This window comes from Streptococcus suis (assembly GCF_017601095.1).
In the GTDB taxonomy this organism is placed as follows: domain Bacteria; phylum Bacillota; class Bacilli; order Lactobacillales; family Streptococcaceae; genus Streptococcus; species Streptococcus suis_Z.
Genome location: NZ_JAGFUX010000004.1, coordinates 195,743 through 209,770 on the forward strand (window position 1 = coordinate 195,743; position 14,028 = coordinate 209,770).

Consider the following 14,028-nt stretch of genomic DNA (forward strand, 5'->3'; position numbering starts at 1 on the left):
GGCTGTTGTAGTGCACGAATAAGGAGAAGAGGCTATGCCCAAAACTTCTCTGCAATCTCTTGGCCTTGTTTAATTTTCGCCCATTGTTCTGGGATGGCCAATTCATTACCTGAATCACATGAGGCGAATCCACATTGATGTGACAAGTAGAGACGCTCTTTTGGAATAATCTTGCTTGCTTCTTCCAAGAGACGGAATACGCGTTCTTCATCGTCTAGGTCAGTTGTTTTACTAGATAGAAGACCTAAGACAACTTCAACATCTTTATCACGCAAGCTTTCCAAAGCTTTTAAATCACCAGCTCGTTCATCATCCCATTCCAGGAAGAAGCGGTCATATTGCTGGTCACGAAGGAATTTCTCTGCAATGGCTTCATAAGTTCCGCCAGCAGCGTGCCGACTTTCATAATTACCACGGCAGTTGTGTGTCCAAACTGTTAGACCCAAGTCATGACCGATAGCGATGACAGCGTTGTTGATGGCTACGAATTCATCAGCAAGTGCAGCCAAGGCTTCTGGATCATCCTGTGGGAAGAATGGAACAGGGTTTGCGGGGTCAAACAATTCCCAAAGGCAGTCATCGAACTGTACGATTTCACCACCTGCTGCCTTGTAGTCCGTCAGAAACTCCTTGTAGACTTGGATCAAGCCTTCTTTCAAATCTTCGCGTGTTTGATAGACTTGGTCAGGACCAACTTGTCCATTGAAGACAGCAATTTCTGTAAAGGCGTGAGCTGGTCCCCAAACTGTCAGTTTGGTAGCTGCATCACCAGCCTCAGCTTTGACAATCTTGTAGATGTCAATGAAATGATGATTTTTACCAGACAATTTATCGACGATACGCAGACCGATATCTTTTCGGGTTTCATAGATATTCCCATCATGGTCCTTGAAAGGGTAGCCATGCTCAGCGATGTAACGCTCAATGCCATGCAAGCCCCAGGCAAAATCAAGGTGCCACATAGATTTTGAGAACTCACCGTCTGTTAGATAAGGAATACCATGTTCTTTTTGCTCCGCAATGACAGCCTTGATGTCTGCCAGTTCTGTTTCTTGGTAGCCTGCAAAATCTTGGTAAAATGGGTAGGAGATGTCGTCTCGTACTTCAATCTCACGCTTGTATTTTCCTAAGTCAGATGGTCGTAACAAGGAACCAACTAGTTGAAATCTAGAACTTGTCATATCATTTCTCTCTTTTAAAGTGATGGTTTTATTCTACCTGAAACTCTCCAACTTGAAAAATAGTTAAATAGTCAACAAATATATAGTTCTAAACTATAGGTAAAGCTTTCTTTTTTGTGATTTTTGATAAATTTACTTGGGAAGCAAGGGGACTTATGGTATAATCTAGAGTGCATTTTTATGGAAAATGGAAGGAAAGAATTACTTGAAAAAGAATCAATTATTACTAACTACCTTGGGAATTGTGATGCTTGGGGTCGTCATGCGTGCTCCCTTTACAGCTTTACCGGCTATTTTAACGGATGTTGCTGCAGATTTGGGAGTAAACGTTAGTTCGTTAGGTATTTTAACCTCTATCCCCTTGATTATGTTTGCCTTGTGCTCTTCTTTGGCACCAAAGTTAGCTGAAACGTTTGGGATGGAAAAACTCATGGCGATTGTATTGTTTGTCATGGTTATTGGATCAGGTATGCGCATTTTGGGACTCCCATTCCTATTTTTAGGAACTGTCATTGTTGGTGCGACGATTGCTTTTATCAACGTTTTGTTACCTAGTTTGGTAACAGCTAATTTTCCAAAGAAAATCGGGCTTTATACGACCATCTACATTACCCTGATGGGGGTGGCAGCAACAGTTGCAGCGATGATTGCTGTGCCAATTGTTTCATCAAGTTCTTGGCAGTTCTTTGTCCTTTTGATCACAGGCGTAGTCTTTTTGGCATTTATTATTTGGTTGCCTACGACGCGCAACAATCACCGCTTCGAGGCTAAAAAACAGAGTAAGCAAAGTAGTTCCATCTGGAAAAATAAGGCAGCCTTGGCCTTTCTGATTTTCGGAGGGTTGCAGTCGGTTCTCTACTATACAGAGATTACTTGGCTACCGACGATTTCCCAGTCTGTTGGTTTTAGCAAGGCGGAAGCAGGACTGATGGCTGGTTTCTTCAACATGACAGCCATTCCCATGTCCATGATTATCCCAGCAATCCTCTCTCGTCAAAGCAAGGAAATGCGTCGAAACATCATGTTAGCTATCTCGTCAGTGACCCTTTTAGGTTTGGTGATGATGGCAATAATTCCAGCCAATTTTGTTCTCTGGTCAGTTCTCCATATTATTCTTAGCTTTTCAAATGCAGCCCTCTTCCCATACATGATGTTGGGCTTTACCTTGAAAACCAGCAACAGCCAGGCGACTGCTCAGTTATCTGGTATGGTACAGACAGGTGGCTACTTGATTGCTGCCTTTGGTCCAGGTCTTCTTGGCTATAGCTTCCCTCTATTTGGAAGTTGGATGCCTTTAATTCTGGCACTAGCAGTCGTGACCATTTCCATGATGTGGACCATTGTCCTGATCGAAAAAGAAGATATCATTGTCTAAATGTAAAGGTTGGCAACTGCCAGCTTCTTTATGTCTGTTTTCTTTGACGAGTAGACTAGAAAACTTTAGAACTCCTAATAGGAACTCAGAGAGCATGATTAGGTCATTAAAACTGTAAAATGCATCAAAATAGTTACATGATCTATTTTAAACATTTAAAATAAGCCACAGCATTGTATTGACATGTTTTAAAATGTAAAAATACGCAAATACATTGAAATGACATGTTTTAACAATTTAAAATACGCAAATGCATTGAATTAACATATTTAAAAATTGATTTTCCTGTCACAACAATGTATTCACGTGTTCGAAACATTTATTTTTAAGTTTTCGGAAATGAAACTGTTCGTAAAAAAACCTATCTCGTATAGGAGATAGGTTTTTAAAGCGATTTGAAAAGACAAGTCAAGCTTCCCTTTTCTAATTAGTGTGCGACACGTTTGCGCGCGGCTTTTTTACGGTTTTCTTCGATGAAAGCCTCTTTTTTCTCTTCTGGTTCAATGATTGTTTTATGAACGGTGAAGATAGCACCTGCGGCAAGAGCAACGGTTGATAAAACGCCAGTTAAAAATCCTTTACCAAAACCTTTAGCCATAGTGAATTCTCCTTTACTTGTGTTATAATAGATTTTAGCGAAAAAACAAAATATTTTCAAGGAAAAAGATGAAAACAAAAGTAATTGTGGTCATTGGACCGACAGCGGTAGGAAAGACTGCCTTAGGCATTGAGTTGGCCCAGCGCTACAATGGAGAAATTATCAGCGGTGATAGCCAGCAAGTCTATCGCAAACTAGATATTGGTACGGCAAAAGCTAGTCCTGAAGAGCAGGCTGCTGCGGTTCATCACTTGATTGATGTCCGAGATGTAACCGAGGGCTATTCGGCTTATGAATTTGTAGCAGAAGCCAAGGCCTTAATTGCTGACATTACTAGTCGTGGAAAGTTGCCCATTATCGTTGGAGGAACTGGACTTTACATTCAGAGCTTGCTTGAAGGCTACCATCTGGGCGGGCAGGTTGATCAGGAGCAAGTTCTTGCTTATCGGGCGGAACTCGACTGCTTGTCTGACGAGGTTTTGGAAACAATGGCAGAGCAGGTAGGTTTGACAGTCGAGGGAAACAGCCGACGGAGAATCATTCGTGGGTTAGAGTTGAAAAAATTTGGCAAGAACTTAGAAAATACAGAGTCAGAATTTGAGCCTCTTTACATCTGCCTGACGGATGACAGACAGGTTCTTTACGACCGCATCAATCAGCGAGTGGATAAGATGATGGTGGCGGGCTTACTAGATGAAGTTAGCTGGCTCTACCAAGAACATCCCCAAGCCCAAGCTGCTATGGGAATTGGCTACAAGGAGTTTTTCCCATACTTAGCAGGTCAAATCAGCCTAGAAGAAGCAGTTGATAAGGTCAAGCAAAATAGCCGCCGCTTTGCCAAACGTCAATTGACCTGGTATAGAAATCGGATGCAGGTTCCCTTCTATTCAGTAGGCCAGCCAGATTACAAGTCACAGATTTTCACCGCCGTGGAGGAATTTTTAAATGATTGAAACCCAGAAAGAACAAGAACGCGCCCTCCTGGTTGGAGTGGAATTACAGCAGACAGACAACTTTGACATGTCCATGGAGGAGTTGGCAAGTCTTGCTAAGACGGCTGGTGCTCTGGTCAAGGGAGTCTACACTCAAAAACGTGAAAAATATGACAGCAAGACCTTTGTCGGCTCAGGGAAACTAGAAGAAATTGCCCAGATGGTCGAAGCTGATGAGATTGATACCGTCATTGTCAATAACCGACTGACACCCCGTCAGAATGTCAATTTGGAGGAGATTCTGGGGGTTAAAGTCATCGATCGCATGCAGTTGATCTTGGATATCTTTGCCATGCGAGCACGGAGTCACGAGGGTAAACTGCAGGTTCACTTGGCCCAGCTCAAGTATATGTTGCCGCGCTTGGTTGGACAAGGTATCATGCTCAGCCGTCAGGCGGGTGGTATCGGCTCTCGTGGACCAGGTGAAAGCCAATTGGAGCTCAACCGTCGAAGCATTCGCAACCAGATTCACGACATTGAACGCCAACTCAAAACGGTGGAGAAGAACCGAGCAACTGTCCGTGAACGCCGTCTGCAATCAGGTGTTTTCAAAATCGGCTTGATTGGCTATACCAATGCTGGTAAGTCCACCATTATGAATGCCATGACCGATAAGCGGCAGTACGAGGCGGACGAACTCTTTGCGACACTTGATGCTACGACCAAGCAGATTAACTTGGCTGACAAGTTCAATGTGACCTTGACCGATACGGTTGGCTTCATTCAGGACCTGCCGACTGAGTTGATTTCTGCCTTCAAGTCCACCTTGGAGGAGTCCATGAACGTGGACCTCTTGCTCCATGTCATCGACGCCTCTGACCCCAATCATAGCGAGCAGGAGCAGGTAGTCTTGGACATTCTAAAAGACCTGGATATGCTGGACATTCCACGTCTAGCTCTCTACAACAAGTTGGACAAGACCGATGACAGCTTTACTCCTAGTCAGTTTCCTCATGTAATGCTGTCCGCTAAGGATGAAAATGCCAAAGGCCATATTCAAATGATGGTCTTGGCCAAGATTAAGACCATGTTTGAACGATTTGAGGTCAGGGTGCCACTTGCTGAATCTTATAAATTGCATGATTTGGCAACCCTGGCACTGATAGAACATCGGACCTACGAAGAGGATGTGGAAGTGGTATCAGGCTATATCGCTTCCAGCAATAAATGGAAGTTGGAAGAATTTTATGACAGATTATCTTGATTTGGCAATCAAATACGGTGGCTTTACTAGTCTGGACAAGGTTTATCTGGCTAAGAAATTAGCCGATTTGACCGACCAACAAAAACTAGACTTTATCACGCCACCACCTTCGGTTATCAATGCTTATTTTGCGGAAATCTACCAAAAACAAGGAGCAGAGAAAGCGACGAACTACTATCTGACTCTTTCTCAGCAGCTGAGCCTTTTTCCAAAAGAGCCCAGCTTTGCTGAGGACAAGCCCTTTGTCCGCCTGAATTTATCTGGTAAGTCCTTCGGATTTGCCTATGTGTCGGCGGACGGTCTGGCCCAGGTTTTTTCGGAAGGTGTAGAGGAAGTGACAGGAAGTTTGCTCTTTGAAATCGCCCAAGTCTTTCCCCACTATGTCGTCTTTGTGGAGGAGGGCAAGATTTTCATGAAAGTCAATCCCTTTGAGGACGCCGAGTTAGAGGAAGTTGAAACAGACTACCTTTTGACCCAAGTGGCGACATCGAAAGGTTTGGTCAAGATTTCAGGCTTTAATCAGGAAGAAGTGCTGGAAGTTGCGGACGGCTATGCTGGTCAGTATTACTACACCTGGTCGGGTCGCTCTGCAATTTTATATATAAAACATTAGAAAGTAAACAATGCAAATTCAATTTTTAGGTACGGGGGCTGGTCAGCCCTCCAAGGCTCGAAATGTATCCAGTTTGGCCTTGAAACTCTTGGATGAAATCAATCAGGTTTGGCTATTTGACTGTGGCGAAGGAACGCAAAATCAAATTTTGGAAACCACTATTCGCCCACGTAAGGTGGCAAAAATCTTTATCACTCACCTGCACGGTGACCATATTTTTGGCTTGCCTGGTTTTTTGTCTAGCCGTTCTTTCCAGTCTAGTGAGGAGCAGACGGATATTGATATTTATGGACCTGTGGGCATTCGTTCGTTTGTATTATCTAGTCTGAAAGTGTCAGGCACTCGACTGCCTTATCGCATTCATTTTCATGAGTTTGATGCGGATACGGTAGGTCAGGTCCTAGAAACAGATAAATTCACGGTATTCGCTGAAAAACTAGACCATACCATACCTTGTGTCGGCTATCGTGTCATCCAAAAAGATTTGGAAGGGACATTGGATGCAGAGGCTCTGCGCGCGGCTGGCGTACCATTTGGTCCCCTCTTTGGAAAAATCAAAAATGGTCAAAACGTGACGCTAGAAGATGGGACTGAAATTATCGCGAGTGATTATCTTTCTCCACCTCGGCCTGGTAAGGTAGTGACCATTCTTGGTGATACACGCAAGTGCTATGCTAGTGTACGTTTGGCAGTTAATGCCGATGTGCTGGTTCATGAGGCAACCTACGGCAAGGGAGATGAGCAAATCGCTCGAAAACACGGACACTCGACCAATATGGAAGCTGCTCAGGTTGCCAAGGAAGCTGGTGCCAAGCAACTCTTGCTCAATCATATCAGTCCACGTTTTCTAGCTAAGGATGTTAGCCAGTTGCGTAATGATGCCAGCAAGGTTTTTGAACATGTTCATATTGTCAAGGATTTAGAGGAAATCGAAGTATGAGAACCATTCTGATAACAGGTGCTTCTGGCGGTTTGGTGCAGGAGATGGTACCTTTGCTCAAAGATGATTTCTTGATTTTGTTGGGGCGAGATGTGGCGAAAATTGAGCAGCTCTATACTTACCATGAAAAAAAGGCTGTCTTTGATGTAGACATCCGAGATGAAGTAGCTCTGACGGCATTTTTTGAGCAGGTCGATAGCCAGTTTAGTCAGGTGGATATCTTGGTCAATAACGCTGGCTATGCAATTTATGATGATTTTGAGAATTTCTCTAGCCAGCAGGTGCAGGCTATGTTTGACATCAATACCTTTGCCCTCATGACCTTGTGTCGATTAGCAGGCAAGCGGATGAAGTCAAGACGAAGCGGGCAGATTATTAACATCATTTCCATGTCAGGCTTAATCGCTTCAAGCAAGTCTTCGGTTTATTCGGCAACCAAGTTTGCGGCCATGGGTTTTTCCAATACCATTCGCTTGGAGCTGGCTCCCTACGCTGTCACGGTGACCACGGTCAACCCAGGTCCTATTGCGACGGGATTCTTCGACCAGGCTGATCCTGACGGAAGCTATCAAGAGAGCGTCAAGGCTTTCTTGTTGCAACCAGATTATGTTGCTAAGAAGATTGTAGCGGCCATGGGCAAGAAGAAACGGGAGATCAACCTGCCTTGGACCTTGGCTGCAGCTCACAAACTCTATACACTCTTTCCAAGACTGGCTGATTATCTGGCCAGTACGGTCTTTAATTTGAAATAAAGAAAAGTGAACACATAATATGACCTAGATGGATTAATGCCATTCTAGGTTTTTTTGATCTAATCGGTTGACATTTTTTGACTCCAAGTGTAAACTATAATTGTAAATCGATTACAAATGTAGACAGAAATAGGAGTTATCTTATGAACCATTCAAAAGAAAATAAGCAGGAACACCAACATATGATGCATTCTGAGGAAGTTGGTCAGACCAGCCATCATTCTCATCAGCAGGAGCATCCTCATGAAGAGGGGGTTCACGCCAATCATCATTCTGACCATCACGCCCATCACGACCATCATCATGTAGGGGGCTCTGACGTCAGTCATCATTCTCATCATACTCATGATGCTCATCAGCATCACCAAGGGCATGACCATGACATGATGGAGCATGGTGGGCACATGATGCACATGGGGGATATGAATACAAAACTCAAAGTCGCAGTGGCAGTCATGATTCCCCTACTTGCCATTTCCCCAATTGCAGGTTTCACTCTTTTACGTTTTCCGGGTGTTGAACTTGTCCAGCTGATATTAGGTTCTATTATCTTCTTCTACTCAGGAACACCTTTCTTTAACGGAGCTAGAGGGGAGTTGCAAGCTAAAAAACCTGCAATGATGACCCTGATTTCCATGGGGATTATTGTTTCCTATCTTTACTCCGTTTATGCAACAATTTTAGCGCTATTGGGACAAGAAAGCATGAACTTTTGGTTTGAGTTGTCTACGCTGATTGTCATTATGCTGATTGGGCATATCATTGAGATGAAGGCGGTTATGGGAGCAGGCGATGCCCTGAAAGACTTGGCCTCTCTCATTCCGAAAAAAGCCCATCTCAAGGATGGGACAGATGTTGCGGTAGAGGACTTGCAGATTGGGGATTTCCTCTTAGTCAAGGAAAATGAAAAAATTCCGGCTGACGGTAAGATTTTGAGTGTTGCTCATATTGATGAATCCATGATTACTGGGGAATCTCGAGCTGTCAAAAAAGAGGCGGGGGATAGGGTATTCGGTGGTTCGCTCAATCAAAACATGCCCTTTGAAATGGAAGTGACCAGTCTTGGTAAGGATAGCTTTTTGGCGCAGGTGACCGAAATGGTCCGTCAAGCGCAAAACCAGAAATCCAAGCTTGAAAATATGGCTGACCGCGTAGCCTCTTGGCTCTTCTATGCAGCTTTAATTGTGGGGATTTTGGCCTTTATTTATTGGACCATGACGGCTAATCTTGCCTTTGCCTTGATGATGGCAGTTTCTGTTTTTGTCATTGCCTGTCCGCATGCCCTTGGTCTAGCCATTCCCCTTGTTGTGGCGCGATTGACCACGATTTCTTCAAAAAATGGTCTTTTGGTTCAGAACCGAACAGCTCTTGAACAGGTTAACCAGATTCGGTTTGCCTTGATGGATAAGACCGGAACCTTGACCGACGGAAAATTTCAAGTTCGCCACAGCCAAGATTTGGTTGAGGGAGCGGATGCGCTGGCCAAAATGGCAGCATTAGAAGTTCTTTCAACCCACCCAATTGCCCTTTCGATTGTGGAGGCGGCAGGTCCACTTTTCTATCAAGCAGAACGGGTTGAGAATATCCCTGGTAGTGGGATTCGAGGCGTCTTGGATGGAAGGATTTATGAAATCATGTCCTACAAAGGTCTGCAGGAAATAGGTTTGTCAGTGGATCAGGACGTGATTGCTCCCTATCTTGATTTGGGTCTAACCGTGAGTTTTTTGGTGACTGATCATGTGGTCTTGGGATTTGTAGCCTTGGGAGACCAGATAAAAGAAGATGCTAAAGATTTTGTAGCAGGCTTGAAAGCGCAGGGTATTAGTCCTGTGATGTTAACGGGTGACAATCCAGCTACCGCACAAAAAGTGGCCAGTCAGTTGGGCATAGAGGATTACCGAGCTGAACTTAAACCAGAGGATAAGGCAAAACTGGTCAAGGACTATCAGGCGCGTGGGGCAGTTCTTTTCATCGGCGATGGAGTCAATGATTCGCCTGCTCTAGCGACGGCAGATTTAGGCTTTGCCATTGGCGCAGGAACTTCTGTTGCCATTCACTCTGCAGATGTAGTCTTGGTTCAATCCAATCCATCAGCGGTCTTGGATATGTTGAGCATTGCCAAGACAACCATCCGCAAAATGAAGCAAAATCTCTGGTTTGGGGCAGGTTACAACATCATTGCCATTCCCTTAGCTGCTGGAATCCTCTATCCAAGCATGGGCATTATGGTGGATCCTTTATTGGCGGCTGTGCTCATGAGTCTATCGACGGTTATTGTCGCTATCAATGCTATGGGCTTACGTTACGGTAAACCGTAGAAATTTTGACAGATAATATATATAAGTAAAACACCGGTCTATGTCGGTGTTTTATGATGTAGGAGATAGGGGTGCTGTTTTCAAGTAAGAACTGCGAGAAATCTACTGCGATAATTAGTATGATATTTGACTATAATCTGGTATAATGGGAAAAAACATCGTGAGAGTGTAGTATGAAAAAATTGTGGAAAATTATTTATAGTCGGGTTTTTATAGTTCTTGCCCTTTTATTATTGACAGTCTTTGCGATAGTTTGGGTGGTTGGTTCACTAGCAGTCTATGTCCCAGCTATCTTGACGGCATTACAAGTTTTTTCTATTATTGTAGCCATTTCCATCATCAATCGCCCCATGAACGCTAGTTTTAAGCTGACCTGGATCTTGTTTGTCATCGGTATTCCTATTTTCGGTGCCCTCTTTTACTTTATCCTGCAGTCCAATATCGAGACCCGTCGTTATCGAAAAACCTTTCAGCGCCAGGCAGAGATTTTGCGTCAGTACGGTAAGACCTCTGAAAAGGTGATGAAAGGTCTGGCAAAAGAAGACAGGGAGCAGCTGAAACTGGCTCACTACATGAGCGAGTATGTTGGTTATCCTCTTCATACCAATACCGATGCTGTTTATTTCTCATCAGGAGAAGCAAAGTTTGAAGCCCTTTTGGAGGAGTTGAAAAAAGCAGAGCAGTATATCTTTATGGAGTATTTCATTGTTGATTTCGGCTATATGTGGGAATCGATTTTGGATATTCTGAAGGAAAAAGCAGCCCAGGGTGTGGAAGTCCGATTTATGTATGATGGAATGAATTCGCTGAGTACTCTGCCTTATTCCTATTACAAAACCTTGCGTTCCTACGGTATTAAGACTCGAGTATTCTCACAGATTATCCCTGCCTTATCGACCGTTCAGAACAACCGTGACCACCGTAAAATTGCTGTGATTGATGGCAAGGTGGCCTTCACGGGTGGTGTCAATATAGCAGACGAATACATCAATAAGCGGGAGCGTTTTGGCTACTGGAAGGATGCGGCCATCATGATCAAGGGCGAGGCAGTGTCCAACTTTACCCTTATGTTCTTGCAGATGTGGAACCACAATGAGAAAAAGCAAACAGATGACTTGAAATACCTGAAAGCGGCGCGTGAAGCAGAAGTGGAAGAAGTGACAGGTCAAGGTTATTTTCTGGCCTACGGTGAAAATCCCTTCGATAATGACGAAGTTGCCAAGCGGGTCTATCTGGACATGATTCAGTCAGCAACGGACTACATCTACATCATGACTCCGTATCTGGTCTTGGATGACGAGATGATTGATAACCTGACTTATGCTGCTAAACGTGGTGTACGAGTTAAATTACTCTTGCCGCATATCTATGACAAGCAGTCAGCTTATCTGGCCGCTCGGATGGATTTTAGAACCTACCTGGAATCAGGAATTGAAATTTATGAGTTCACACCTGGTTTTGTCCATTCAAAGGTTGTTTTGGTTGACGATAAGAAGGCAACTGTCGGCACAGTCAATATGGATTTTCGTTCATTCTATCTCAATTTTGAATGTGGTTTGTATGTCTATAACCACAAACAAGTTTTGGCAGACATATTGCAGGATTTTGAAGATTCCTTTGCCAAAGCAGAGCAGATTACCTTGGTCGGTTTTGAAAATACCTATCCATGGTTTAAACGTCTGGGTGGTGCCTTGATGAACATTATTTCACCACTTTTATAGATTGAAAATTGTGATGAAATCCATTTTAAATAGAGAGAGTCAGGTAGAGTCCGGGCTCTCTTTTTTTTAAGAAAAATGATATAATAGTAGTCTATGACTAAAGGAGAAAAAAGTGATTACATCAACCTATAGCTGGGAGATTCTTCCAGGTTTTTCCGATAATGACTTTATCAAATTAGCAAAAAAAGAAGGCTTAGACCCGCTTGCAGCCAAGCTCCTCTATGAAAGAGGCATCCAAACAAAGGAAGCCTTAGTCAGTTTTCTGCAACCGAGTTTAGAGGATTTGCATGACCCTTATCTTCTGCATGATATGGACAAGGCGGTGGAACGGATTCGCCGTGCCATAGAGGATTATGAGCAGATTTTGATCTATGGGGACTATGATGCGGACGGTATGACTTCGGCTTCCATTCTCAAGGAAACCCTGGAGGAGCTGGGGGCGGAGGTGCAAGTTTATCTGCCCAATCGGTTTACAGACGGCTACGGGCCCAACCAGTCTGTCTATAAGTATTTTATTGAGCAGCAGGGAATTTCACTGATAGTCACCGTCGATAATGGAGTAGCGGGGCATGAGGCTATTGCCTATGCCAAGGAAATGGGAGTGGATGTTGTGGTGACAGATCACCATTCCCTTCAGGAAACCCTGCCAGATGCCTATGCTATTGTTCACCCAGAGCACCCAGAGGGCAACTATCCTTTCAAACATCTGGCCGGATGTGGCGTGGCTTTTAAGCTGGCTTGTGCTTTGCTTGAAACGGTTCATGCAGACTTACTGGATTTGGTTGCCATTGGTACCATTGCAGATATGGTCAGCTTGACCGATGAAAATCGCATCATGGTCAAGTATGGGCTTTCTCTTCTCAAGCAGACGGAGCGTGCAGGTTTGCAGGAGCTGATGCAGGTGGCAGGGATTGATGTGGCTAGTCTGGATGAGGAAACAGTTGGTTTTCAAATTGCTCCACGCTTGAATGCCTTGGGTCGTTTGGATGATCCCAATCCTGCGGTTGATTTGTTAACAGGATTTGATGAAGAAGAAGCTCATGAGATTGCCCTCATGATAGATGCCAAAAATACCGAACGCAAGGAAATTGTGCAGGATATTTATGATCAAGCCAAGGAAATGATTGACTACAATCAGCCAGTGCAGGTCTTAGCCAAGGAAGGCTGGAATCCTGGCGTTCTGGGGATTGTGGCAGGTCGCCTCTTGGAAGAATTGCAGCAGCCTATTATCGTCTTGTCCATTGCAGACGGACGTGCCAAAGGCTCCGCTCGCTCGGTTGAAGCGGTGGATATTTTCCAAGCCCTCAAGAATCACCAAGATCTCTTTATCGCCTTTGGCGGTCACGCTGGGGCGGCTGGCATGACCTTGGAAGTTGATAAGTTGGCAGACTTGGCTACTACCTTGGCAGATTATATCCGTGACAATAAACTGGAAGAAGCCAGCAAGTCCAACTTGGTCTTGGACGAAGAGCTGGATTTGGAGGAATTGACACTGGATACGCTCAAGTCCTTTGACAAGCTGGCTCCTTACGGTATGGACAATAAAAAACCGATTTTCTATGTTAAAGATGTGCAGGTTGAGTCCGCACGGACCATGGGGCAGGGAAATGCCCACCTCAAGCTTCGTTTGGTCAAGGGAGAAGCAGCCTTTGACCTAGTTGCCTTTGGTCAAGGAAATCAGGCCTTGGAATTTTCTCAGGCGAAGAATTTAGAGCTGGCCGTGACCCTGTCTGTCAATCAGTGGAACGGCAATACCAGCCTCCAACTCATGCTGGTTGATGCCCGTGTAGAAGGTGTTCAGCTCTACAATATTCGCGGTAAACAGCACAATCTTCCAGAAGGAGTGCCCGTCTTGGATATGGCTGACTTGTCCAATCTAGCAGGTGCGGATTCGCTTGTCTTAGCCAATTTACCCGAAAATCTATCGGACCTCAAATCCGTTTTCCAAGACCATGATTTTCAAGCGATTTATTTCAAGAATGAAATAGCGACTCCCTATTACTTAGACGGTTATGGTAGTCGGGAGCAATTTGCCAAGCTCTACAAAACCATCTATCAATTTAAGGAATTTGATGTCCGCTACAAGCTGGCAGAATTGGCAACTTATCTGAAAATCAAGCAGCCCCTCTTGGTCAAGATGATTCAGATTTTCCAAGAACTTGGTTTTGTGACCATTGCAGACGGAGTTATGACGGTCAATGCGGATGCTGATAAACGTGCCATTTCAGAAAGCCAAATTTACCAAGAGTTGAAACAGCAGGTCATGGAACAAGAGCTTATGGCCCTGGGACCTGTGCAAGAAATCTATGACTGGCTGATGGAAAACTAGGAGAA

Annotated in this window: 11 protein-coding genes; 9 read left to right on the forward strand and 2 right to left on the reverse strand. The window is 44.3% G+C overall.

The features are described from left to right. Nucleotides 1–32: 32 nt before the first annotated feature. Nucleotides 33–1,181 (reverse strand): cobalamin-independent methionine synthase II family protein, encoded by a 1,149-nt coding sequence (locus tag J5566_RS05115; protein WP_208562377.1) that lies wholly within the window; start codon nt 1,179–1,181, stop codon nt 33–35. Nucleotides 1,182–1,428: 247 nt separating this feature from the next. On the opposite strand from J5566_RS05115, the gene J5566_RS05120 reads away from it, so the two are divergent. After that, nucleotides 1,429–2,556: an MFS transporter gene (locus J5566_RS05120; protein ID WP_244228957.1), complete on the forward strand. Its 1,128-nt coding sequence runs from the start codon at nt 1,429–1,431 to the stop codon at nt 2,554–2,556. Between the two features lie 427 nt (nt 2,557–2,983). On the opposite strand, the gene J5566_RS05125 is transcribed toward J5566_RS05120, so the two are convergent. After that, entirely contained in the window at nt 2,984–3,154 is a 171-nt protein-coding gene (locus tag J5566_RS05125) for a DUF3042 family protein (RefSeq protein ID WP_032502441.1), read from the reverse strand. A gap of 68 nt (nt 3,155–3,222) precedes the next feature. Here J5566_RS05125 and miaA point away from each other — a divergent pair, with 68 nt between their 5' ends. From miaA to recJ, 8 genes are all read left to right on the forward strand, one after another. Further along, nucleotides 3,223–4,107 (forward strand): tRNA (adenosine(37)-N6)-dimethylallyltransferase MiaA, encoded by an 885-nt coding sequence (gene miaA, locus J5566_RS05130; RefSeq protein ID WP_208562379.1) that lies wholly within the window; start codon nt 3,223–3,225, stop codon nt 4,105–4,107. Next, complete coding sequence (hflX, locus tag J5566_RS05135; protein WP_105106426.1) at nt 4,100–5,350, forward strand: GTPase HflX; 1,251 nt, start codon at nt 4,100–4,102, stop codon at nt 5,348–5,350. The genes miaA and hflX overlap by 8 nt, the downstream gene beginning before the upstream one ends. Next, a complete protein-coding gene (locus tag J5566_RS05140) occupies nt 5,334–5,963 on the forward strand; it encodes a cystathionine beta-lyase (protein ID WP_208562380.1) in 630 nt (209 codons plus the stop codon). The genes hflX and J5566_RS05140 overlap by 17 nt, the downstream gene beginning before the upstream one ends. 10 nt (nt 5,964–5,973) lie before the next feature. Further along, complete coding sequence (gene rnz, locus J5566_RS05145; RefSeq protein ID WP_208562381.1) at nt 5,974–6,903, forward strand: ribonuclease Z; 930 nt, start codon at nt 5,974–5,976, stop codon at nt 6,901–6,903. Continuing rightward, complete coding sequence (locus tag J5566_RS05150; protein ID WP_208562382.1) at nt 6,900–7,655, forward strand: SDR family NAD(P)-dependent oxidoreductase; 756 nt, start codon at nt 6,900–6,902, stop codon at nt 7,653–7,655. Before rnz ends, J5566_RS05150 begins: the two co-directional genes overlap by 4 nt. Nucleotides 7,656–7,798: 143 nt before the next feature. Continuing rightward, nucleotides 7,799–9,973, forward strand: a complete 2,175-nt coding sequence (locus tag J5566_RS05155) for a copper-translocating P-type ATPase (protein ID WP_208562383.1) — start codon at nt 7,799–7,801, stop codon at nt 9,971–9,973. Between the two features lie 173 nt (nt 9,974–10,146). Continuing rightward, nucleotides 10,147–11,694, forward strand: a complete 1,548-nt coding sequence (gene cls, locus J5566_RS05160; protein ID WP_208562384.1) for a cardiolipin synthase — start codon at nt 10,147–10,149, stop codon at nt 11,692–11,694. A gap of 112 nt (nt 11,695–11,806) precedes the next feature. After that, nucleotides 11,807–14,023, forward strand: coding sequence for a single-stranded-DNA-specific exonuclease RecJ (gene recJ / locus J5566_RS05165; RefSeq protein WP_208562385.1), 2,217 nt, complete (start codon nt 11,807–11,809; stop codon nt 14,021–14,023). Nucleotides 14,024–14,028 lie beyond the last annotated feature (5 nt).

What these genes read in the sequence shown, in the direction of transcription:
- J5566_RS05115 (WP_208562377.1), bottom strand. Translation starts at nt 1,181, where the DNA reads ATGACAAGTTCTAGATTTCAACTAGTTGGTTCCTTGTTACGACCATCT.
- J5566_RS05120 (WP_244228957.1), top strand. Translation starts at nt 1,429, where the DNA reads ATGCTTGGGGTCGTCATGCGTGCTCCCTTTACAGCTTTACCGGCTATT.
- J5566_RS05125 (WP_032502441.1), bottom strand. Translation starts at nt 3,154, where the DNA reads ATGGCTAAAGGTTTTGGTAAAGGATTTTTAACTGGCGTTTTATCAACC.
- miaA (WP_208562379.1), top strand. Translation starts at nt 3,223, where the DNA reads ATGAAAACAAAAGTAATTGTGGTCATTGGACCGACAGCGGTAGGAAAG.
- hflX (WP_105106426.1), top strand. Translation starts at nt 4,100, where the DNA reads ATGATTGAAACCCAGAAAGAACAAGAACGCGCCCTCCTGGTTGGAGTG.
- J5566_RS05140 (WP_208562380.1), top strand. Translation starts at nt 5,334, where the DNA reads ATGACAGATTATCTTGATTTGGCAATCAAATACGGTGGCTTTACTAGT.
- rnz (WP_208562381.1), top strand. Translation starts at nt 5,974, where the DNA reads ATGCAAATTCAATTTTTAGGTACGGGGGCTGGTCAGCCCTCCAAGGCT.
- J5566_RS05150 (WP_208562382.1), top strand. Translation starts at nt 6,900, where the DNA reads ATGAGAACCATTCTGATAACAGGTGCTTCTGGCGGTTTGGTGCAGGAG.
- J5566_RS05155 (WP_208562383.1), top strand. Translation starts at nt 7,799, where the DNA reads ATGAACCATTCAAAAGAAAATAAGCAGGAACACCAACATATGATGCAT.
- cls (WP_208562384.1), top strand. Translation starts at nt 10,147, where the DNA reads ATGAAAAAATTGTGGAAAATTATTTATAGTCGGGTTTTTATAGTTCTT.